Annotated in this window: 19 protein-coding genes and 1 tRNA gene; 6 read left to right on the top strand and 14 right to left on the bottom strand. The window is 65.7% G+C overall.

Annotated elements, in window-relative coordinates; translation table 11 throughout:
- Nucleotides 1-5 precede the first annotated feature (5 nt).
- Nucleotides 6-1,343, bottom strand: a complete 1,338-nt coding sequence (glmM, locus tag Q0071_RS05230; protein WP_298166037.1) for a phosphoglucosamine mutase — start codon at nt 1,341-1,343, stop codon at nt 6-8.
- A gap of 81 nt (nt 1,344-1,424) precedes the next feature.
- Here glmM and Q0071_RS05225 point away from each other — a divergent pair, with 81 nt between their 5' ends.
- Nucleotides 1,425-2,756, top strand: coding sequence for a cation:dicarboxylase symporter family transporter (locus tag Q0071_RS05225; RefSeq protein WP_298166035.1), 1,332 nt, complete (start codon nt 1,425-1,427; stop codon nt 2,754-2,756).
- On the opposite strand, the gene Q0071_RS05220 is transcribed toward Q0071_RS05225, so the two are convergent.
- Together Q0071_RS05220 and Q0071_RS05215 are read right to left on the bottom strand one after the other, a co-directional pair.
- Nucleotides 2,746-3,885 (bottom strand): AI-2E family transporter, encoded by a 1,140-nt coding sequence (locus Q0071_RS05220; protein ID WP_298166033.1) that lies wholly within the window; start codon nt 3,883-3,885, stop codon nt 2,746-2,748. The two genes, Q0071_RS05225 and Q0071_RS05220, sit on opposite strands and share 11 nt — an antisense overlap.
- Nucleotides 3,886-3,981: 96 nt before the next feature.
- The gene (locus Q0071_RS05215; RefSeq protein WP_298166031.1) at nt 3,982-5,160 is read right to left on the bottom strand and encodes an N-acetyltransferase; all 1,179 of its coding nucleotides are present in this window, start codon (nt 5,158-5,160) and stop codon (nt 3,982-3,984) included.
- 165 nt (nt 5,161-5,325) lie between these two features.
- Between Q0071_RS05215 and Q0071_RS05210 the strand changes: the two genes are divergently transcribed.
- Nucleotides 5,326-6,399: a fatty acid desaturase gene (locus Q0071_RS05210; RefSeq protein WP_298166077.1), complete on the top strand. Its 1,074-nt coding sequence runs from the start codon at nt 5,326-5,328 to the stop codon at nt 6,397-6,399.
- Here Q0071_RS05210 and Q0071_RS05205 read toward each other — a convergent pair.
- Genes Q0071_RS05205 through Q0071_RS05195 form a run of 3 tightly spaced genes read right to left on the bottom strand, consistent with a single transcriptional unit; the run spans nt 6,396 to nt 8,011 of the window.
- Entirely contained in the window at nt 6,396-7,169 is a 774-nt protein-coding gene (locus tag Q0071_RS05205; protein WP_298166029.1) for a sulfite exporter TauE/SafE family protein, read from the bottom strand. The two genes, Q0071_RS05210 and Q0071_RS05205, sit on opposite strands and share 4 nt — an antisense overlap.
- A 4-nt stretch (nt 7,170-7,173) precedes the next feature.
- The gene (locus tag Q0071_RS05200; RefSeq protein WP_298166027.1) at nt 7,174-7,686 is read right to left on the bottom strand and encodes a rhodanese family protein; all 513 of its coding nucleotides are present in this window, start codon (nt 7,684-7,686) and stop codon (nt 7,174-7,176) included.
- 4 nt (nt 7,687-7,690) lie between these two features.
- Complete coding sequence (locus Q0071_RS05195; protein ID WP_298166025.1) at nt 7,691-8,011, bottom strand: metalloregulator ArsR/SmtB family transcription factor; 321 nt, start codon at nt 8,009-8,011, stop codon at nt 7,691-7,693.
- A gap of 69 nt (nt 8,012-8,080) precedes the next feature.
- Here Q0071_RS05195 and Q0071_RS05190 point away from each other — a divergent pair, with 69 nt between their 5' ends.
- Nucleotides 8,081-8,974: an MBL fold metallo-hydrolase gene (locus Q0071_RS05190; RefSeq protein ID WP_298166023.1), complete on the top strand. Its 894-nt coding sequence runs from the start codon at nt 8,081-8,083 to the stop codon at nt 8,972-8,974.
- Here Q0071_RS05190 and lptG read toward each other — a convergent pair.
- From lptG to phaC, 5 genes are all read right to left on the bottom strand, one after another.
- Nucleotides 8,958-10,058 (bottom strand): LPS export ABC transporter permease LptG, encoded by a 1,101-nt coding sequence (lptG, locus tag Q0071_RS05185; RefSeq protein ID WP_298166021.1) that lies wholly within the window; start codon nt 10,056-10,058, stop codon nt 8,958-8,960. The two genes, Q0071_RS05190 and lptG, sit on opposite strands and share 17 nt — an antisense overlap.
- Nucleotides 10,048-11,280 carry an LPS export ABC transporter permease LptF gene (lptF, locus tag Q0071_RS05180; protein WP_298166019.1) on the bottom strand — a complete coding sequence of 411 codons (1,233 nt, stop codon included), beginning with the start codon at nt 11,278-11,280 and terminating at the stop codon, nt 10,048-10,050. Before lptF ends, lptG begins: the two co-directional genes overlap by 11 nt.
- A 123-nt stretch (nt 11,281-11,403) precedes the next feature.
- A complete protein-coding gene (clpS, locus tag Q0071_RS05175; protein WP_298166075.1) occupies nt 11,404-11,763 on the bottom strand; it encodes an ATP-dependent Clp protease adapter ClpS in 360 nt (119 codons plus the stop codon).
- A 241-nt stretch (nt 11,764-12,004) separates the two neighbouring features.
- Nucleotides 12,005-12,817 (bottom strand): phasin family protein, encoded by an 813-nt coding sequence (locus tag Q0071_RS05170; protein WP_298166018.1) that lies wholly within the window; start codon nt 12,815-12,817, stop codon nt 12,005-12,007.
- A 182-nt stretch (nt 12,818-12,999) separates the two neighbouring features.
- Nucleotides 13,000-14,898, bottom strand: a complete 1,899-nt coding sequence (phaC, locus tag Q0071_RS05165) for a class I poly(R)-hydroxyalkanoic acid synthase (protein WP_298166016.1) — start codon at nt 14,896-14,898, stop codon at nt 13,000-13,002.
- A 150-nt stretch (nt 14,899-15,048) separates the two neighbouring features.
- On the opposite strand from phaC, the gene Q0071_RS05160 reads away from it, so the two are divergent.
- From Q0071_RS05160 to Q0071_RS05150, 3 genes are all read left to right on the top strand, one after another.
- Nucleotides 15,049-16,248 carry an LL-diaminopimelate aminotransferase gene (locus Q0071_RS05160; RefSeq protein WP_298166014.1) on the top strand — a complete coding sequence of 400 codons (1,200 nt, stop codon included), beginning with the start codon at nt 15,049-15,051 and terminating at the stop codon, nt 16,246-16,248.
- A 26-nt stretch (nt 16,249-16,274) separates the two neighbouring features.
- A complete protein-coding gene (locus Q0071_RS05155) occupies nt 16,275-17,075 on the top strand; it encodes a crotonase/enoyl-CoA hydratase family protein (RefSeq protein ID WP_298166012.1) in 801 nt (266 codons plus the stop codon).
- An 86-nt stretch (nt 17,076-17,161) separates the two neighbouring features.
- Nucleotides 17,162-17,235: transfer RNA gene (locus Q0071_RS05150), tRNA-Cys, on the top strand.
- A gap of 25 nt (nt 17,236-17,260) precedes the next feature.
- Here Q0071_RS05150 and Q0071_RS05145 read toward each other — a convergent pair.
- The 3 genes from Q0071_RS05145 to Q0071_RS05135 form a co-directional block, all read right to left on the bottom strand.
- Nucleotides 17,261-18,304 (bottom strand): aromatic ring-hydroxylating dioxygenase subunit alpha, encoded by a 1,044-nt coding sequence (locus Q0071_RS05145; RefSeq protein ID WP_298166010.1) that lies wholly within the window; start codon nt 18,302-18,304, stop codon nt 17,261-17,263.
- Nucleotides 18,305-18,369: 65 nt separating this feature from the next.
- Nucleotides 18,370-19,995, bottom strand: a complete 1,626-nt coding sequence (locus tag Q0071_RS05140; RefSeq protein ID WP_298166006.1) for an FAD-binding oxidoreductase — start codon at nt 19,993-19,995, stop codon at nt 18,370-18,372.
- On the bottom strand, nt 19,992-20,267 hold the full coding sequence (locus Q0071_RS05135; RefSeq protein WP_298166004.1) for a cytochrome c: 276 nt from the start codon (nt 20,265-20,267) through the stop codon (nt 19,992-19,994). The genes Q0071_RS05140 and Q0071_RS05135 overlap by 4 nt, the downstream gene beginning before the upstream one ends.
- Nucleotides 20,268-20,320 lie beyond the last annotated feature (53 nt).

The raw sequence follows: 20,320 nt of genomic DNA, 5'->3' as shown, positions 1-20,320 counted from the left end.
TCTCCTCAGGCGGCCTTGCGCACCGCATCGCAGATCGCATCGACGACTTGCGCCACTTCGCGCGCGTCGTCGCCTTCCGCCATCACGCGGATCACGGGTTCGGTGCCCGAGGGGCGGATGACGAGGCGGCCCTTGCCGGCGAGCTGGGCCTCGGCCTCGGCAATCACCGCCTTGACGCTGGCGGCCTCGAGCGGCTTGCCGCCGGCAAAGCGCACGTTCTTGAGGAGCTGCGGCACGGGATCGAACAAGTGCAGCGTCTCGCTCGCAGGCTTGCCCGAGGCGACCAGCGCGGCGAGAACCTGCAGCGCGGCGACCGTGCCGTCGCCAGTGGTGCCGTGGTCGGTCAGGATCATGTGGCCGGATTGCTCGCCGCCGACGTTGTAGCCGCCTTCGCGCATCTTCTCGAGCACGTAACGGTCGCCCACGGAGGCGCGCACCAGTTCGAGGCCGAGGCCATTGAGGTAGCGTTCGAGGCCAAGGTTGGACATGACGGTGGCCACCACGCCGCCGCCGCGCAGCGCGCCCGCCGCGTGAAGCCGGCCGCCGATCAGCGCCATGATCTGGTCGCCGTCAACCGTCTGGCCTTTCTCGTCGACCACGATCAGCCGGTCCGCATCGCCATCGAGCGCAATGCCGATATCGGCGCGCACTTCGCGCACGCGCGCTTTCAGCGCATCGAGATGGGTCGAGCCGACGCCAGCGTTGATGTTCTTGCCGTTGGGTTCGACCCCGATGGCGATGACTTCAGCGCCGAGTTCCCACAGCGCCGAAGGCGCCACATGATAGGCCGCGCCATTGGCGCAATCCACCACGATGCGCAGGCCATCGAGGCGCACGTTATGCGGGAGCGAAGCCTTGACCGCGTGGATATAGCGGCCGCGCGCATCCTCGATGCGGCGGGCGCGGCCCACGTCGTTCGCATCGGCGAGCGGCAGATCCTGCTCGATCATCGCCTCGATCGCGAGCTCGTCCTCGTCAGAAAGCTTGTAGCCATCGGGGCCGAACAGCTTGATGCCGTTATCCTCGAACGGATTATGGCTGGCGGAGATCATCACGCCGACATCGGCGCGCATTTCGCGCGTGAGCAGCGCGACGGCGGGCGTGGGCATCGGGCCGAGCAGCACGACATCCATGCCGACACTGGTGAAGCCCGCGGTCATCGCGTTTTCCAGCATGTAGCCCGACAGGCGGGTGTCCTTGCCGATCACCACGCGGTGGCGGTGATCGCCGCGCAGGAAATAGGTGCCGGCCGCCTGGCCCACCTTCATCGCGGTTGCTGCCGTCATCACACCGGCGTTGGTCCGACCCCGGATGCCGTCGGTGCCGAAAAATTTGCGTGCCATTGCCTGAAACAAGTCCCTTAGCAGAAGCGCTATCGCAGCGCGGATTGCCATATGCCCCTACACGCTTAATGTCACCGACCCATGAACCAAGCGATTAACGATCCTTCATCCGCCAGCGAAGCGCCCCGCTCGCCAAGTCCCTTGCCCGAAATCACCAAGGTTCCCACGCTGTGGACGTTCGTCGGGCTGATCGGCGGCCTTGGTCTCGGCCTTGCCATGGCGATGCGGGCACCCGGTGCGCTTGCGCCGCTGCTGGCGGTGGCGGAGCCGGTGGGCGACATGTGGTTGCGCGCTTTGAGGGCGACGATCATTCCCCTCGTCGTCTCGCTGCTGTTCATGGGCGTGGTGCAGACCGTGGCGGCGGCGCGTGCCGGAGCCATGGCGCGGCGCGCACTGGGCTGGTTCTACCTCATCCTCGCAGGTGGCTCCGCGATGGCCGCTTTTGTCGTGCCGGCGCTCCTCGTGCTGATCCCCAGTCCGCCGGGCGCGGCTGCAGCGCTGCGATCCAGCATGTCCGCCGCCACGACCCAGAACGCCGGGCCGCTGCCGGGGGCGGGTGATTTCGTCGCCTCGTTCGTGCCGGCCAATGTGTTTGCCTCTGCCGCCAACGACGCGATCCTGCCGCTGCTGCTGTTCACTGCGGCCTTCGCCGTGGCCGCCGCGCGGCTCGGCCTGCGCCAGCGCGACAGCCTGTTGACGTTCTTCGAGGGCGTCGGCGGGGCGACATTGGCCGTGGTCGGCTGGATCCTGTGGACCGCGCCGGTCGGCGTCTTCGCGCTGAGCTTTGCGGTGGCGGCGCATACCGGCGCGGCGGCGATCGGGGCGCTGGCGCACTATGTGCTGATCGTGACGCTGACCGGCACGGTGATGTTCCTCAGCGCCTATCCGATCGCGGTGCTGTTCGGACGCCAGTCGCTGGGGGCCTTCGCCCGCGCGGTCATCCCGGCGCAGGCACTGGCGCTATCGACGCAGTCCTCGCTCGCCTCGCTCCCTGCGATGCTGGGCGCCTGCCGCCAGCTCGGCGTCCGTGACCGCGCTGCCGAGTTTACCCTGCCGCTGGCCGTGGCGCTGTTTCGCGGCACCGGCCCCGCAATGAACTTCGCCGTTGCGATCTACCTCGCGCACTGGCTCGGCATTCCGGTCGATACCTGGCACATGGTGGCGGGCTTCGCAGTTGCCTCGGTGATGAGCTTCGGCGCGGTGAGCCTGCCCGGCGCGATCAGCCTTGTCACCTCGTGCGGACCGATCGCGCTTGCCATGGGCGTGCCGGTGGGGCCGCTCGCGCTGCTGGTGGCGGTGGAAGTGCTGCCCGATCTCATGCGGACCCTGGGCAACGTGACGCTCGACGTTGCGGTTACCACCGTGGTCGATGCGATGCCCGGCCTCGATGACGAGCAGGTCGCTAGCGACTGATCCCTGAAGCAGGCCGGAACAGCGGCTCGCCCAGCAGAAAACCGATCACGTTGGGGCGGCCCAGATTGTCGAGCAGCGCCTCGATGATCATGAGGATCGGCACCGAAAGCAGCGCGCCGGGCACGCCCCAGATCCACGAAAAATAGCTGATCGCGACGAGGATCGAGACCGGACTGACCGTGAGGCGGGCGCCGAGGATCGCCGGTGTCACGAAGTTTGCCTCAACCGCGTGGAGGGCGAGGAAGGCCAGCACAGGGACCACGCCGACCGCGACCGAGCTGGCCGTGCCGAGCCCGACGAGAGCCAGCAGCGCCATCATGGCGAGCGGGCCGAGGTAGGGCAGGAAATTGAACACGAAGGCAAGGCCGCCCCACATGATCGGCGCGCTGAGGCCGAAGGCCCAGGCTCCGCCCGCGACGATCACGCCGACACCGAGGTTGATCAGCGCGACCGTGAGCAGATAGCCCGCCACGCGGTCCTGCACATCGCGCATCACCCGGGCGATGCGCACCGAAGCATTGGCGCTGTGGCTGCTCTGCGCGAGGCGGCGTTGCACGCGCAGGCGCGTCTCGATCATGAAGAAGGTCATCAGCAGCGTGACGAGGATTTCCAGCACGACGCTGGGGGTGGCAAAGGCGACCTGTTCGATCACCGAAGGGCTGGCGAGCACGACTTCGCGCGGGCTGTGGCCCATCAGCCGGGCAAGCTGGCGGTTGAAATCGTTGATCCAGGCAAGGTTGCCGCGCAGTTCGGCAAAGCGCCGGCTGACGACGGCGAGCATGTCCGGCACCTGATCGACCATCGCGAAGGCCGGCTGGAGGATCAGGCCGAGCGCGGCGACGATCACGCCGGCCATGGTCAGGATTGCCAGAAGCGAAGCGAGCATCCCCGGCAGACCGATCCGGCTCAGCCGATCGGCCAAAGGAGCCAGGACGATGGTGATGACAAGCGCGGTGACCGGCGGCAGGAACACCACCGCACCGATCGATAGCACGAAGGGCAGCGCAAGGAACAGGCCGACCATCAGGAGCAGCACGATCGCCGATTGCAGCCGCGCGCGCGCATCACCCGCCCATTCGTCGGGCAGGCCGTGCACAGCAGTGCCAGCTTCAAGTTCGGGATCGGGCATGTCGGCCATTGCGGGCTATAATCTGGACCGCGCATGTGGCGGGATCAAGGCCGGAACAGAGGATTGCCAGTTGTTCTGGCGCGCCTGTGCGCCGTCTTATCCCGCCAATTCCTTGCCGTAGATCACGTATTCCTTGTTGACCTTGCTGTCGATCGCATCGGCGATGGCGACCATTCCCTGATTGTCATCGAGGATCCAGCCGATCTCCCCGCGCGTGGAGCCATAGCGCGTCACCGAATTGCGGCGGATATACTCGATCATCATGAAGGCGAGCTGGCTGGCGAGGCGCGAGGCCTGCAGCTTCTTGCGCACGCCCATCAAGGGCACGCGCATGGTGCGCACGCGCGGATTGCGCAGCCACAGCAGCAGCTTGGCCCAGTTGAACGGAAACAGCGAACCGCCCATGGGTTTGAGCACTTCGTTGAGATCGGGCAGCGTCATCATGAAGGCCACCGGCTCGCCGTCGTACTCAGCGACCATGATCAGGTCCTCGCGCACGATCGGTTTGAACTTCTTGCCGGCGTAGGCGATCTCGGTGTCGGTGAAGGGAACGAAGCCCCAGTTGTCCGACCAGGCATCGTTGAGGATGTCGAGGATCAGCTTGGCTTCGGCATCGAACTTGCTCTTGTCCACCCCGCGGATGCGGATGCGCGGGTTCTTCTCGCCCGAGGCGACGATACGCTGGATCAGCGGGGGGAATTCTTTCGTGATATCGAGCTCGTAGGTGAGCAGCGACTTGGCCGGGGTGTAGCCCAGTGCCTCGATATAGGGCGGATAGCGCTTGCTCTGGTGGCCCATCATCACCGTGGGCGATTGCTCGAACCCGCGCACGAGCTGGCCCGGCTCCTCCCAGATCGACATCGAGATCGGGGCGAGCACGCGGTTCATGCCCTTCTCGCGCAGCCAGTCCTCGGCGCGGGTGATCAGCGCGCGGGCCACCGCTTCATCTTCCGCCTCGAGCAGGCCCCAGTTGCCGGTGCCCGGACCCATGCCCTGCACCGGGTCCATCGCAACAGCGAGATGATCGATATGCGCCGAGATGCGCCCGACGACGCTTCCGCCGCGGCGGGCGAGGAACAGCTGGACATCGGCATGTTCGAAGAACGGGTTCTTGCCCGGCGTCACGAGTTCCACCGCTTCCATGCGCAGTGGCGGGACCCAGGCGGGATCACTGGCGTTGATGCGGTAGGCCACGTCCACAAAGGCAGTGCGGTCGGCCTTGCCGGAAACCGGGGTGATGCTTACTTCGCCTTTGGTGTCTGGGGTACCGGCCACGATATTGCCTTTGTTTGTAGGTATCGGAAAATACGAAGGGCTTGCCTGCGTTGGCCCGGGCCGGATTGTCAAGCCGGACGCAGCGCTGGCAGGGCCCCGGATGAACGCATCGGGTCAATCAGGAATCATCGCATGCTTGCCTCTCCGTCTCTCGATACGCCGCCGATGCTGGAGCCCCAGCCCGCCGGTGCCGCGCCCCGAGAGGCCGCGATCCTCGCCCGCACGCCGGACGACAAGGCGATGCTGCGCGCGGCGGTCGAGCTGACGCGTGATCTGGGCGAAGCGAAGCCGGCGGTGTTCTGGCCCGATATGCTGGCCTCGGCGCTGACGGGTTATGCGGCGCTGGCGGGCGCGATCCTCGCCGGAAACGTGTGGGTCGCCGCCGCTTGCGGGGTGCTTTCGGCGCTGGCGTTCTACCGCGCGCTGCTGTTCATCCACGAGCTTTCGCACATCCACCGCAATGCGCTGCCGGGCTTCCGCTTCGCGTGGAACCTCATCGTCGGCATCCCGATGCTCACGCCTTCGTTCATGTATGAAGGCGTGCACCCGCTGCACCATGCCCGCACCCGCTATGGCACGGCAGAGGATCCGGAATACCTGCCGCTCGCGCTGATGAAGCCGTGGTCGCTGCCGGTGTTCCTGCTCACCGCCATTCTGCTGCCGGTGGCGCTGCTGGTTCGTTCGGCGGTGCTGGTGCCGTTGGGTGTGGTCATTCCGCCGCTGCGCCGGCTGGTCTGGGCGCGCGCCTCGGCGCTCGCGATCAACCCGGCCTTCCGCCGCCGCCCGCCCGAGGGCGACTTTGCGCGGATGGTGTTCTGGCAGGAACTCGGCGCCTCGGTCTGGGCATGGTTCCTGCTCGGCTGGTCGGCCACGCATGGCTGGCGGCCGCTGCTGATCGGCATTGCGGTGATCGCGCTCGGCGCCGTGCTCAATCAGGCGCGCACGCTGGTCGCACACCTCTGGGAGAACGAGGGCGAGACGATGACGGTGACGGGGCAGTACCTCGATTCGGTCAACGTGCCGCCGCCGGGCTGGGCCACCGCGCTGTGGGCGCCGGTCGGCCTGCGCTATCACGCGCTGCACCACCTGCTGCCGAGCGTGCCCTATCACGCCTTGGGGGAGGCGCATCGCCGCCTGACGGCCGAACTGGGTCTGGCGTCGACCTATACCCGTTCGAGCTACTCCGGGCTGTTCCCGCTGCTCGGCCGGCTGGTGCGCAGCACGATGGCGGCGCGCTAGCTCAGCGCGACATAGGCGCCGACTGCGATCACCAGCGCGGCAAAGCCCTTTTCGACCATGCCGCGATGGCTGGCGAGCGCCGCGGTGCCCTTGATGCCGAGGGCAGCACCGGCGGCACCGCCAATGGCCAGAACGCCCACGAGCGGCCAGTCGACATAGCCTGAGAGCGCGTAGGACGTGGCGGTCGTCGCGCCCAGCGCCGCGACGATGACCAGCGAAGTGCCCGAGGCAAAGCGCATCGGCATCGCGGTCGCTGCAATCAGCCCCGGCACGATCAGGAAGCCGCCGCCGATCCCGAAGAAGCCCGCCAGCAGACCCGTACCCAGCCCGATGGGGAGCAAGCGCGGCAGGAGCTGGCTTGCGCTCGTCATGGTGAGCCGCACGTCGGCGCGTTCCTCGCTGCGGCGCGGGCGGAGCATGGCAAGGCCAACACCGATCATCAGCAGGCCGAACAACATGAGCAGCCGCTTGCCATCCAGCGCCTTGCCCAGCTCCGCGCCAAGGCCCGCCCCGATGACGCCCGCTGCCGCAAACACTCCGGCGCAGCGCCATTTGACCGTGCCCGCGCGGGCATGTCCGGCCAGCCCGACCAGTGCGTTGAGCGTAACGGCGACAGCACTCGTGCCCACCGCGGCGTGCGCGGACGAAACGCCCACGGCATAGACCAGCAGCGGCGTCATCAGGATCGATCCACCCGCACCGAGCCCGGCGAGGATCAGGCCGATCGCTGCGCCCGAACCCAATGCGGCAAGGATCATCGCCAGTGGCATGGCATCAGGCCGCCGCGCGCCGGTTCCACGGCATCGCCGCGAGGAGCTTGGCCATACCGCACCAGCCTGTCGTGCCGGCAAACATGAGGCCCGCGCCGACAAAGGCGGAGAGGCCGAGGAAGATCGGGCTGAACAGGCAGCCCAGCACCACGCCGAGCACGACCAGCGCGCCTGCGGTGATCTGCACCTGCCGCATGATCTCGAGCGGAGCCTTGCGGTTTTCCGCCACCGGCAGCCCGGCCGTGCGCCAGGCGTCGAGTCCGCCTTCGAGCAGGTAGGCCGGGCAATCGCTGGCCGCCGCGAGCAGCTCCGCGTTGGCGGCGGTGCGCATGCCGCTGCGGCAGTGATAGACCACGGCCGGCGCATCTCCGACGCGGCCGATCGCGTCGATCGGGCGGTTCTCGGAGCCGGGAATGCGCGCGCGGGCAAATTCGTCCGGCGAGCGGATATCGATCAGGCGCGCACCGCTGGCCATCAACCGGCGGGTTTCGGTGGGGGTGATCCGGGGCAAGGTCATTGTGTCAGTCCTCAGCGCAATAGAGTTGGTAGAGCGTGGCGAGCAGCGCCTCGACCCGTGCATCGGCGATCCGGTAGCGCAGCACCTGCGCCTCGCGCGTGAAGGCCACGAGACCCACTTCGCGGAGACGCGCGAGGTGCTGCGAAAGCGCGGACTGCGAGAGCCCGACGCGCTCGGCAATATCGCCCACCTTCATCTCACCCGCTTCGGCCAGCGAGCAGAGCACCATCAGTCGGTGCGGATTGGCGAGTTCGCGCAGAATGCCCGCGACCATCGTGGCGTTGGCTTCGAACGTCGCTGTATCGAGGGGAGGGTGGATCGTCATGGAGCCTATATATAAGAACTTGCTAATTTAGCAAGAACTAATATAGAGAGGTCTCGAAAGGACCCTGCCATGGACGTTGCGCCTGCGATTCTCGCCTTTTTCGACGAGCCGACCTTCACCGTGACCTATCTCGTCGCCGATCCTGCCACGGGCACAGCGGCGGTGATCGATCCGGTGCTCGATTTCGATCAGGCCGCCGCGCGGATCGGCTCGGCTTCGGTCGAGGCCGTGCTGGCAGCTGCCTCGGCGCGGGGCTGGCGGATCGAGATGGTGCTCGAAACCCACGCCCACGCCGATCACCTGAGCGGGGCGAAGCTGATTGCCGCACGCACCGGGGCATGGATCGGCATCGGCGCGCATATCACGCAGGTGCAGGCCACCTTTGCGCCGATGTTCGGTGCGGATGATCTGCTGCCCGAAGGCCGCGATTTCGACTGGCTGCTCCATGATGGCGAGACGGTCCCCCTCGGCAATCTGGCCTTCACCGTGATGCACACGCCGGGGCATACCGCCGCCTGCATCAGCTTTCGCATCGATGACGCGGTCTTCGTCGGCGATACGCTGTTCATGCCCGACTACGGCACCGCGCGGTGCGATTTTCCGGGCGGTGATGCCCATGCGCTCTATGCTTCGATCCGCCGACTGCTGGCGCTGCCGGACGAGACCCGGATGTTCCTCTGCCACGATTACAAGGGGCCTGAGCGCACCGGGTTTGCATGGGAAACCACGGTTGGCGAGCAGCGGCGGGCCAACGTGCAAGCGCATGACGGTATCGACGAGGCTGCGTTTGTCGCGCTGCGGCAGGCGCGCGATGCAACGCTGGCACCGCCGCGCCTGCTGCTGCCTTCGATCCAGGTCAACATTCGCGCCGGGCGATTGCCGCCCGCCGATGCGCAAGGGGTGCAGGCGCTGCGCTTGCCGCTGCGCGCGGGCGATGCGGTGGCGGCTACTCTTCTGTCCTGATCAGCACGGTTTCGCCGATCAGCAGGAACAGGAAGAACGGCGCCCAGGCGGCAAGGAGCGGCGGATAGCCCCCGAAATTGCCCATCGCGAGCGCGGCGTTATCGACCACGAAGTAGGCGAAGCCCAAGGCCATGCCGATCACCGCACGCACGAACAGCATGCCCGAGCGCGCGAGCCCGAACGCAGCCACCGCGCCAAGCAGAGGCATCAGCAAGGCTGAAAGCGGGCCAGAAAGCTTGTGCCACCATTTGCCCTCGAGCTCGCTGGTGCGATAGCCGGCACTGCGGATCGCATCGATCGATTGCGAGAGCTGATCGATCGATTCGCCATCGGCATCGGCCTTGCGGATGACCACCTGCGCCGGGTCGACGCTTTTCGCGAAGACTTGACCCGAAGGATAAGTGATGCGGCGCGCGCTCTGCACGTCAAAGCCGGTGGGACGGCTCAAATGCCAGCCGGGCCCGGCATAAGTCGCTTCGGGCGAGCGCACGATCTCGGTCACCATTCCGGCCGGATCGCGGCGATACCAGCTCACGTCGGTCATGCGGGTCTGCTTGCCGATGCCAGTGACCGCGCGGGCGAACAGCAGGTTGACCCCATCCTGCAGCCACACGTTGGATTTGACCGCACTGTCACGCGGGATCGGGCCGTAATCGACCGCCTGCCAGGCCTTGAGCGTGGCGGAAGAGCGCACGACCACCCGCTCGTTGAAGCCCAGGGTAACCAAGGATGTCAGCGCCGCGACGAGGAACAGCGGCGCGAGCACCTGATGGGCGGACAGGCCGGCTGCCTTGAGCGCGATTACCTCGCTGTTCTGGTTGAGCGTCATCAGCGTGATGATCGTGGCGAGCAGCACCGAATAAGGCAGGAACCGGCTGATCAACTGCGGGACGCGCAAGCCAACATACGTCAGCAGTTCGCCTTGCCCGTTGCCGGGCGCAGCCAGGATCCGGCCGCTCTCGCTCAGCAGGTCGAGCATCTGCAGCACCAGCACGAGCATCAGCAGCACGGCGATGATGCGCACCGCGAACAGGCGGCCGATGTAGAGCGTGATCGTGCGCGAAGGGAAAAACTCAAGATGCATCGACAGCTCCCGATGCAACAGCCCGATCAGGCTTGCGCGCGGCGAACAGCTTTACCACCGAGCTTGAGATCTTGGCAAAGCCGGTTTCAAGCCCACCGATCGGCTGGCCGCCGGGCACATAGGCAAGGCGCCAGTACATCGAGACGATGAGCGCCGCGAAGAGCACGAACGGCCCCCACAGCGCCAGCGTCGGGTCGATCCGGCCGAGGCTTGCCACGTCCTGCCCGTATTCATTCACCTTGTGGTACGCGACTACCATCACGATCGAGACGAACACGCCCAGCGCCGAGCTCGACCGCTTGGGCGGCACCGCCAGCGAGACTGCCAGCAGCGGCAGCAGGAACATCATCGCCACCTCGACAAGCCGGTAGTTGAGGCTCGCGATGCTCTGGTAGCGCGCGGCCTGGCTTGAATCCTTGCTCCAGCCGATGCGCAGCAGTTCGGGCAGGAAATACTCGCGGTCGCGCTCACCGCGGCTGCGGAATTGTTCGATCTTGGGAAGGTCGATCGGCAGATCATGCGTCGCGAACGTGAGCACGCGCGGAGAGGTGATGCCCGGCCCGTCCTGCACGATCTGGCCTTCGGACAGGCGTAGGATCACCGTGTCCGGGTTTTCCTTGTTGGCGAAGAACTGGCCCTCGCGCGCGGAGATCACGAGGACCTGCCCATCCTTGGTGGCAATCCGCGCGAAGATTCCGCGCAGGTCGCGTCCCTCGTCGCGGCTGGAATCGACGCGCAGCGCGGTGCGGTCCTGCAGCGTGTTGAACTCGCCCACCTTGATCGAGGCGCCAAGCGCGCCGGAGCGCAGATCGAATTGCAGCTGTTCGTAGTAGTAGCGCGAAAGCGGCTGGAGATAGCCCACGATCAGCAGATTGAGCGCGGCGAGTACCACGGTGAAAAGATAGGGCACCCGCAGCAGCCGCGTGTACGACAATCCGACCGCACGCATCACGTCGAGCTCCGACGAGGTGGCAAGGCGGCGGAACGCCAAGAGGATGCCGAGCATCAGGCCGAGCGGAATCGCAAGGCTCGCGTATTCGGGCAGCAGGTTGGCCAGCATCTTGAACACGACGCTGACCGGCCCGCCTTCCGTCGCCACGAAGTCGAACAGCTTGAGCATTTTGTCGAGCACGAGCAGCGACGCCGCGATCACGAAAACCGCGCACATCGGCACGAAGACGAGCCGGGCGATGTATCGGTCAGTGGCGGTAAGCAAAGGCAAGGGCGGGGCAGCTCGCTGGACCGGGTGAACGGTTCCGGTTAGCCGGGTTCAGAGGCCGGCGGAAGGCGAAAATGCTGGGAGCGCCAAGCGTCCTGTCGACCGTGGCGGTCAGTCAGGCGCGAATCACGCCTTCTCGAGCGTGCACTGCAGCGGGTGCTGGTTCTGCCGGGCGAAATCCATCACCTGATTCACCTTGGTTTCAGCGATCTCGTAAGGGAAGATCCCGCAGACGCCGACGCCCTTCTGGTGAACATGAAGCATGACCCGCGTCGCCTGTTCGAGGTCCATGTTGAAGAAGCGCTTGAGGCACATCACGACGAATTCCATCGGCGTGTAATCGTCGTTCAGCATCAGCACCTTGAACATGCTGGGCTTCTTGGGCCGCGTGCGCGTCTTGGTGGCGATGCCGATCTGATCATCACCGCCGCCGTTGTCGGAGCCACCGGGGCCCTTGGGTTCGTCATCGGCCGCGCGCAAGGGCATGCACACCGCATATGCGGCAGAGCCTTCGGGGGCGCCGGGATGGGATGTCATGCTCATAGCGTAGGGGGAATATCGCATTGCAGGCCCCCGCGTACAAGAGGCGGGTGAACACTTGGCCTTAAAGTCCAGCATCTGGGCCACATTTTCCGCCAGCAAACGAAAACGGGCCGGAGGGAAATCCCGTCCGGCCCGCTTCGTGGTCAAAGCCCGCCTGCGCCGCAGCGCAGGCGTAGCGCACCGATCAGGCGGCGTGCTTGATCTTCTCGACCGCGAGGCTGACGCGGTTCGAGATCGGCTGGAAAGCCTCGCTGGCGAGCTTGAGCATCGCTTCGCTGTTCTTCGAGGTCGCGGCCATCGCGGCATCGAACTGCTTGCGGAGCATCGCGTTCTGCTTCTCGAAGAATTCGGCCGGCGACTTCACGGCGGCGAGTTCCTTCATTTCGGCCTGCATCGTCTCGACCACGGTCTTGGTCTCGGCGGCGTAGCTCTTGCCCATTTCCTGCAGACCCGAAGCGAGGATCTTGGTGGATTCGACGACCGCTTCGACGTTGCCCTTGGTGAAGGTGCCCATGTCGCCCAGCGCGGCCTGGCTCTTTTCGAGCGCGGCCTTTGCCTTGTCGGCGGCTTCCTTCATCGCGGTCTGGATGGTCGCGGTCATTTCGGTGGGGATGGCGTTCATGATGGTAAAGTCCTTCTGCTTGGTAGCCGCGCTCTTCATGGAGACGGCTTCTTTCTTGTTGGTCTTGACGAGGTTCGTGCTGATTTTCGCGGCAGGCTTCGGTTCGGGCTTTGCAGCCTTGGCCTTGACCGTCCGGACCGGCTTCACAGCCGGCGCCACCGGCGCTTCGACAACCTTTGCGGGGGCAGACACGGCGACCTTGCGGGGACGACCGGGCTTGCCCTTGGGCTTGGGAGCCTGCTTGGCAGCGACCACCGGGGCGGCCTCCGCTGCAAGCACTTCCGGCTGTACGAGCGGCTGGGCCGGGGCGATTTCGGCCTCGGCACTCGGCGCGGCAATTGCTGCGCTTGCGATGTCCTTGACGTCGTCTTCCATGACCTGACTGCTCCTGCGCCGCACACGCCCCATCGGCAAAATCCAAGATGTTGGATCAGCAGCGGACCGTGTTGCAGTGCACAAAATAGGGAGTCGGCAGGGTCAGGTCAAGTACTATTGTGCACTGCACCATTGCTGGAAGCGCCCAGAATGGCAGGAGCTTTGCCCGCCGCCGGCAATCCTCAGCGGGTCTTCACATAGCGGCCGGGTGCGTCCTCGATCACCGGGTCGCCGCGCCCACCCGGCACGCGCTTGCCCTTGGCGGGTACGGTGGCCGCATCCGACTCGCGGATCCATTCGATCCAGTCGGGCCACCAGCTGCCCTTGGTCTCGCGCGCTCCGCCGACAAACTCCGCGAGCGTCGTCGGCGCGCCGTCGTTGCGCCAATACTGGTACTTGCCCGCATCGGGCGGATTGACCACCCCGGCGATATGGCCCGAGCCCGCCAGCAGGAAGCGCCACGGCCCTGAAAGCAGGCGGGTCAGCTTCCACACGCTTTCCGGCGGCGCGATGTGATCTTCGCGCCCAGCCTGGATGTAGCACGGCGTGGCGATCAGCCTCAGGTCGATCGGCGTGCCGTCAATCTCCAGCGAATCGGGCATGACCAGTCGGTTGTCGCGGTAGAGGTCCTCAAGATAGGCCTTGTGCCACTTGGCCGGCAGGTTGGTCGTGTCCCCGTTCCAGTGCAGCAGGTCGAACGCCGGATAGTCCTCGCCCAGCAGGTAATTGCTGACGACGTAGTTCCAGATGAGGTCGGTGCCGCGCAGCAGATTGAACGTGGCAGCCATGTAGCGCCCGTCGAGGTAGCCATCGGTCGAAAGGCTCTCCAGCAGCTTGATCTGCTTGTCGTCGATGAACGACTTGAGGTCGCCCGCCTTCTCGAAATCGACTTGCGCAGTGAAGAAGGTGGCGGAGCGGACCTTGTCCGCCTCACCCCGCCGCGCGAGCATTGCCAGCGTCGCCGCCAGCGTGGTGCCCGCGACGCAATAACCGATGGCGTGGACCTGCGGCACGCCAAGCCGTTCGCGCACCACGTCGATCGCCTCGACCTGCGCCATGACGTAGTCGTCCCAAACCACGTCTGCCATCGCGGCATCGGCCGATTTCCACGAGACGACGAACACCGTCAGCCCCTGCTCCACTGCCCAGCGGATGAAGCTCTTCTTGGGATTGAGATCGAGGATGTAGAAGCGGTTGATCCACGGCGGGAAGATCAGCAGCGGCACCGCAAGCACGGTTTCGGTCGCGGGGCTGTACTGGATCAGCTGGAAGAGCGGCGTCTCGTAGACCACCTTGCCCGGCGTGACCGCGATGTTGCGGCCAAGTTCGAAAGCCTGCGGATCGGTGTGGGTGAGCTGGCCCTTGCGCACGTCGGCCAGCATGTGCTCGACGCCCTTGACCAGGTTCTCGCCGTGCGTTTCCATCGTGCGCTCGATCACGATGGGATTGGTCATCGGGAAGTTGGCTGGGCTCAGCGCATCGATCACCAGCTTGGTGAAGAACTGCACCTGATGCTGCCGCTCGGGCGGCAGTCCCTTCACGTCCGAAGCCATGGCGGTGAGCTTTTCGGCGAGCAGCAGATAGGTCTGGTGAAGCAGTGCGAACCACGGCTGATCCGCCCAGCGCGGATCGGCAAAGCGGCGGTCCTTGCGCGGCAACGCTGCCGGCTCTTCCTTGCCGGCGGCTGGCCCGATGCCATAGCGGCCCAGCACATTGGTCCACAGCTCCAGCCCGTCTTCCCACAGCTTGGCCTGCGTTTCGGCCTGCGACAGCGGCAGCGCGGCGTACCAGTCAGTGAACAGCGAGGTCCAGCGCCCCGGGTCCGCCATGCGCGCCATCGCCGGCTCGATCTGCCCCGCTTGCTCGGCGCCGAAATCGAGCCACATCTTCTGCAGCTTCGCGGCCGACATCGCCCAGTGCTGCATCGCTGCCGGATCGGACGCCAGATTGGGCAGGGGAGTCGAAGTCGTGGGCAGGAACGGCGCGAACAGCGCCTGCACCGCCTCACCCTGCTGGCGCATGAGATCCTCGATCACTGCCGTATCGAGCGGGTTTTCCGGCGGCGTGGCGGCGTCGGCCATGTGTGATCCCAATCCCTGTTGCGCTGATGCAGCCTTATAGCGCCGATTGGGGCGCTTGTGATCCCTTCCGGTTTCCACAGGCCGACGATTGTCGTAAGGGGCCTGATGGCGCGGCGCTTTTGCTGCGCCAAAGGAGTGAGTAAACCCGTCGTGACCGAAGAATTCTACCGCATGAAGCGCCTGCCGCCCTACGTCATCGCCGAAGTGAACGCGATGCGGGCCGCCGCTCGCGCCCGCGGGCAGGACATCATCGATCTCGGCATGGGCAACCCCGATCTCCCGCCGCCGCCGCATGTCATCGAGAAGCTGTGCGAAGTGGCGATGAAGCCCGATGCGCACGGTTATTCCGCGTCGAAGGGCATCCCCGGCGTGCGCAAGGCGCAGGCCAACTACTACGCCCGCCGCTTCAATGTGGAGCTCGATCCCGAGAACGAGGTCGTGATGACCATGGGATCGAAGGAAGGTCTCGCCAGCCTCGCCACCGCGATCACCGCGCCGGGCGATGTCGTGCTCGCGCCTAATCCAAGCTACCCGATCCACACGTTCGGCTTCATCATCGCGGGGGCAACGATCCGCTCGGTGCCGACCACGCCCGATGAACGCTACTGGGAAGCGCTTGACCGGGCGATGCGCTACAGCGTGCCGCGCCCCTCGGTGGTAATCGTCAACTACCCGTCGAACCCGACGGCGGAGACGGTGGATCTTGCGTTCTACGAACGCCTCGTGGCGTGGGCGAAGGAGAACAAGGTGTGGGTCCTCTCCGACCTCGCCTATTCCGAGCTCTATTTCGACGGCAACCCGACGCGCTCCATCCTTGAAGTGCCGGGTGCGAAGGATGTCGCGGTCGAGTTCACCTCGATGTCGAAGACGTTCTCGATGGCCGGTTGGCGCGTGGGCTTCGCGGTGGGCAACAAGCAATTGATCGCCGCGCTGACCCGCGTGAAATCGTATCTCGATTACGGCGCCTTCACGCCGATCCAGGCCGCGACCTGCGCCGCGCTCAATGGACCGCAGGACATCGTCGAAACCAACCGCCTGCTCTACCAGAAGCGCCGCGACGTGATGGTCGAAGCCTTCGGCCGCGCCGGGTGGGAAATCCCTTCCCCGCGCGCCTCGATGTTCGCATGGGCGCCGCTGCCGCCAGCGCTGCGCGAGATGGGCAGCCTCGAGTTTTCCAAGCAGCTGCTCACTCACGCCGAAGTCGCGGTCGCGCCCGGCGTGGGCTATGGCGAGGACGGCGAGGGCTATGTCCGCATCGCCATGGTGGAGAACGAGCAGCGCCTGCGCCAGGCCGCGCGCAACATCCGCCGCTACCTTTCCAGCATGGGCGTCAACGCCAGCGCCGCCTGAAACAATACCGGGAGCACGTCCAAGCCATGAATTTCCATGATCGCGTCAGCGTCACCATCGAAGATCACGTCGCCCATGTCCTGCTCGACCGGGCGGACAAGATGAATGCGCTCGACGATGCCATGTTCGACGCGATCATTGCGGCCGGGAGCCATCTGCACAGCGCCAAGGGCGTGCGCAGCGTGGTCCTCTCGGGCGCGGGGCGCTCGTTCTGCGCGGGGCTCGATCTTTCGAGCATGGGCAACCCCGATCGCTGGGGGAGTGGCGGAAACCTGACCGACCGCACCCATGGCAACGCCAACCGCGCGCAATATGCCGCCATGGTCTGGCGGGGCCTGCCGGTCCCGGTGATCGCGGCGGTCCACGGCGTCTGCTTCGGCGGGGGCCTGCAGGTGGCGAGCGGTGCGGATATCCGGATCGTGGCCCCCGATGCGCGTCTGGCGGTGATGGAAGTGAAGTGGGGCCTTGTGCCCGACATGGCCGGCTATGTGCTGTGGCGCGGCAATGTGCGCGACGATGTGCTGCGCGAACTGACCTATACCCACCGCGAGTTCAACGGCACCGAGGCGGCCGCCTTCGGCTTTGCCACCCATGCCGATCCCGATCCACTGGGCCGCGCGATGGCTCTTGCGCGCGAGATCGCGAGCAAGAGCCCCACCGCCGTGCGCGGAGCCAAGCTGCTGACCGGTCGCACCGCTTATCTGAACGAGGACGAGATCCTCATGGCGGAAAGCGTGGCGCAGCACGAGCTCATGTATTCGCGCAACCAGATCGAGGCTGTGAAGGCCGGTATGGAGAAGCGCGCGGGCGATTTCGTCGATCCTTGAGGCGAAGGACGGCTTGCCTCAAAGAATCCCGTTGCGGGCACGGCAACGCTCGGCTAACCGCGCCGTTCCACGCTGATGCGCATCGGGGCCCGATGGCGGAGTGGTTACGTAGCGGACTGCAAATCCGTGCACGCCGGTTCGATTCCGGCTCGGGCCTCCATTTCACCGTTTAAAGACGTCCTGGCTCAGGACAAGGCCCGCTCGGCGTCCATCATGCGCTGCAGAATCCGGCGGCCCTCGACGGCCGTCCCGTCGCTCTTGAGCATGAGTTCGGGGAGCAGCGTCTCGCAGCGGGTGAGAATCTTTTCGATTTCCACGGTCGCGAAAGCGTCTTCATCGAGCACGGGCGGCAGCGCGATTTTCAGGGCCTCAACCTGCGCTTCGCTCGTGCCGCCGAGCGCGAAGAAATAGTTGGTTTCATGGCGCGTGGCCGGGGTGACCGCGTGGAAGACCTTCACGCTCTGCAAGCATTCGCCGCCGCGCTCGGGATCACCGGCCACAACGTAGGTATCATCGAGGCCGGCATGGAAGCCGGGAGCAAAGAAGGTCATCCCGGCCAGCCGATCGATCGGGCCAGCGTAGCCTGTATTCTGCGCCATGAGCGGCGGGCAGGCCGCACCGCGCAGCCAGCGGCGGCTGACAACCTTGCGCTCGCCGACTTGCCGTTCCTCGGGGGCACTGGCGTTCTCCTCGCTGCCGATGCTGCTGGCATGGAGGAAGCCGAGGTGGGTCAGATCGAGCAGATTATCATTGAGCAGCTGGTATCGCCCTTCAACATGCAACGTGCTGAAGGGTTTGTAGATATAGCCATCGAGGCCGAAACCCATGTCCGCCGCGGAGGGGATCAGAGCTTCGTCGGCCAGTTCAGGATCACCCATCCAGATGAACGCCCAGAGCCCGCGCTCGACGAGGGGATAGGACGGGATCTTGTAGACACCGGGAACCGTGTCCTGGCTCGGCACGCGGGTGCAGCGGCCGTCCGCGCCGAAGGTGATGCCGTGATAGCCGCACTGGATGGCATCGCCGACCCGCAGCGATTCCCCGAGCGGATAGTACCGATGGGGGCAGCGCCCGCCCACGGCCACCGCGGTGCCATCCGCCTTGCGATAGAGCACCACCGGCTGGCCAAGGATCCAGCGGGAGAGCAGCGCTTCGCCGATGTCTTCACAGAATGCGGCAACATACCAACCGTTGCGCGGCGCAAAATCGCCTTCCTTGAAAGGGTACATGGGGTAACTCCCTGAGCGCTGGCGTGCATGTGGATCGAAGGGCGCGGGCGCCGCGCGGCTGTTTGTCAGGCGATCCCCTGTTTCCCCGGCGCGATGATGTGGTTGGGATCGAGCGCCTGCTTGAGCCGTGCATTCACCTCGCGATTGGTCTGGCCATATTGCTGAGCAACCAGATCCATGGTCGAAACCGCCGAGCGATAGGCGCACCAGCCCTTTTCGCCGAAGCGGGTGATCATTTCGGCCATGCAGGCATCGGCGCGCTTTTCCTGCTCCGGGTCCGACTTGTCGAACATCAGGAAGATGATGTGATGCAGCTCGCGCCCGCCCACGGCGTAGGCCGGGGCATAGTCGAAATTGTATTTGCCCATGATCTCCTTGGCGAGCGCGGTCTGGCCCTTGGGTTCCTCGCCCTTGGCCGGCGCCACGGGGGCGAAGGCAACCATCCCGCCGCCATTCCCGCGCCACCGCACGATGCCGATTTCCTCAAGCGTCATGCCGCCGCGCATCAGGGTCTGGTGGTGTTCGAACCAGGGGTTACCGGTCATCTCGGCGGCAGTCATCACCTCGCCGCCAGATGCCTCGAACGCCCGGCGCACGATCGGCTCGATCGCGCCGATGATCTCGTCGGTGCCATAGAGCGCGAAGTAGGTGTTCCACATGCCAAGCCCGCGCTTGGCCGCCTCGCGCTTGACCACTTCGTCGGGGATCGATCCGGGCTCTTTCCAGAACTCGTCGCGGCGGTGGAACATGGCGAGCTGATAGGCCGCGCCCATGATCAGCACGCCGTTGGGGATGAGGTTGCTCATGCGGAACGGGCGGATCGTATCGGTGATCGCGGCGATGTCTTCCGGATTGGGATGCCGCACCATGAACGCCTTGTAGGCGGGCGGTTTTGGCATCAGCCACATGCCCAGCTTGGTGACGACGCCGAAGTTGGACTGGGTGAACAGCCCGTCGAGATAAGGACCGTAGCCCCACTTGAACGCCTGCCAGGTGGTTGAATCCTTGACCGAGCCCATGCCCGTCTTGAGAATCGAGCCATCGGCCAGCACCACTTCCATGCCGCACTGGAAGAAGAAGTGATCGCCATAGGGCGTATAGCCAACCCCGCGTTCGAGCGTGTTGCCGAGCATCGAGACGATCGGGCCGACGGTGGGCACATCGAGCCAGTAGGGCAGGTTATGTGCCTCAAGGTAGTCGTGCATGTCCTGATAAGTCACGCCCGGCTCGACCAGCGCGGTGCCGAGTTCGGCGTCGACGTGGATGATCTTGTTCATCCGCTTGAGGTCGAGGATCATCTGCCCCGAACTGGCCGGGGTGGCCATGCCGTAGCCCATGTTCTTGCCGGTGGAGACGGGCCAGAGCGGCAGCTTGTAGCGGTTGGCCACCTTGAGGATGGCCTGCACTTCCTCGACCGACGCCGGTGCGACTGCGCCCGAGGGGATGTGCTGGCCGAGCGGATCGGGAATGAAGCTCTTCTTGTAGCTGGCGGTGCTGGTCTCGTCCGCAAACACCCAGTCCACGCCGACGATGGCGCGCAGATCCTTGAGCGCGGCGGCGAACACATCGCGGTCCATCGAAGCGGGCATCATGCGTGGGCCGCCCAGCGGCGAGGCGATGGCCTGCCCCGCAAGCAGCGCCGAACCGACCGCGCCTGCGCGCAGGATCTCTCGTCTTGAAATGCCGCTCATTGGCCGTGCTCCTTGCTGTCGGCCTTCGATGCCGCAATCCATTTGGCCAGCGCGGAGAGTTCCGCCGGGCTGATCTCCGTGGGCTTGAACGCGGGCATTGCGCCCTGACCATGTCGGACGATCATTTCGATCGCCTCGGCCGGCAGGGCCCGGCCGCGGATGACCGGGCCGACATTGTGGCCGTGGCAATAGCCGCAGGTCTTGGCGTAGATCGTATCGGGCGCACGCGGGGGCGCCGCGTCGCTGGCTTGCGCCGCACGGAGGGCCGTCATTGAAAGCATGGCCGCGAGACCCAAGGCGATTGCGGCCGGTAACACTCGCCTTG

The organism is Novosphingobium sp., from assembly GCF_027486195.1.
Lineage (GTDB): Bacteria > Pseudomonadota > Alphaproteobacteria > Sphingomonadales > Sphingomonadaceae > Novosphingobium.
Note: the sequence above shows the minus strand (reverse complement) of the source record. Positions and strands in the feature narration are given on the sequence as shown.

What these genes read in the sequence shown, in the direction of transcription:
- glmM (WP_298166037.1), bottom strand. Translation starts at nt 1,343, where the DNA reads ATGGCACGCAAATTTTTCGGCACCGACGGCATCCGGGGTCGGACCAAC.
- Q0071_RS05225 (WP_298166035.1), top strand. Translation starts at nt 1,425, where the DNA reads ATGAACCAAGCGATTAACGATCCTTCATCCGCCAGCGAAGCGCCCCGC.
- Q0071_RS05220 (WP_298166033.1), bottom strand. Translation starts at nt 3,885, where the DNA reads ATGCCCGATCCCGAACTTGAAGCTGGCACTGCTGTGCACGGCCTGCCC.
- Q0071_RS05210 (WP_298166077.1), top strand. Translation starts at nt 5,326, where the DNA reads ATGCTGGAGCCCCAGCCCGCCGGTGCCGCGCCCCGAGAGGCCGCGATC.
- Q0071_RS05205 (WP_298166029.1), bottom strand. Translation starts at nt 7,169, where the DNA reads ATGCCACTGGCGATGATCCTTGCCGCATTGGGTTCGGGCGCAGCGATC.
- Q0071_RS05200 (WP_298166027.1), bottom strand. Translation starts at nt 7,686, where the DNA reads ATGACCTTGCCCCGGATCACCCCCACCGAAACCCGCCGGTTGATGGCC.
- Q0071_RS05195 (WP_298166025.1), bottom strand. Translation starts at nt 8,011, where the DNA reads ATGACGATCCACCCTCCCCTCGATACAGCGACGTTCGAAGCCAACGCC.
- Q0071_RS05190 (WP_298166023.1), top strand. Translation starts at nt 8,081, where the DNA reads ATGGACGTTGCGCCTGCGATTCTCGCCTTTTTCGACGAGCCGACCTTC.
- lptG (WP_298166021.1), bottom strand. Translation starts at nt 10,058, where the DNA reads ATGCATCTTGAGTTTTTCCCTTCGCGCACGATCACGCTCTACATCGGC.
- clpS (WP_298166075.1), bottom strand. Translation starts at nt 11,763, where the DNA reads ATGCCCTTGCGCGCGGCCGATGACGAACCCAAGGGCCCCGGTGGCTCC.
- Q0071_RS05170 (WP_298166018.1), bottom strand. Translation starts at nt 12,817, where the DNA reads ATGGAAGACGACGTCAAGGACATCGCAAGCGCAGCAATTGCCGCGCCG.
- phaC (WP_298166016.1), bottom strand. Translation starts at nt 14,898, where the DNA reads ATGGCCGACGCCGCCACGCCGCCGGAAAACCCGCTCGATACGGCAGTG.
- Q0071_RS05155 (WP_298166012.1), top strand. Translation starts at nt 16,275, where the DNA reads ATGAATTTCCATGATCGCGTCAGCGTCACCATCGAAGATCACGTCGCC.
- Q0071_RS05145 (WP_298166010.1), bottom strand. Translation starts at nt 18,304, where the DNA reads ATGTACCCTTTCAAGGAAGGCGATTTTGCGCCGCGCAACGGTTGGTAT.
- Q0071_RS05140 (WP_298166006.1), bottom strand. Translation starts at nt 19,995, where the DNA reads ATGAGCGGCATTTCAAGACGAGAGATCCTGCGCGCAGGCGCGGTCGGT.
- Q0071_RS05135 (WP_298166004.1), bottom strand. Translation starts at nt 20,267, where the DNA reads ATGACGGCCCTCCGTGCGGCGCAAGCCAGCGACGCGGCGCCCCCGCGT.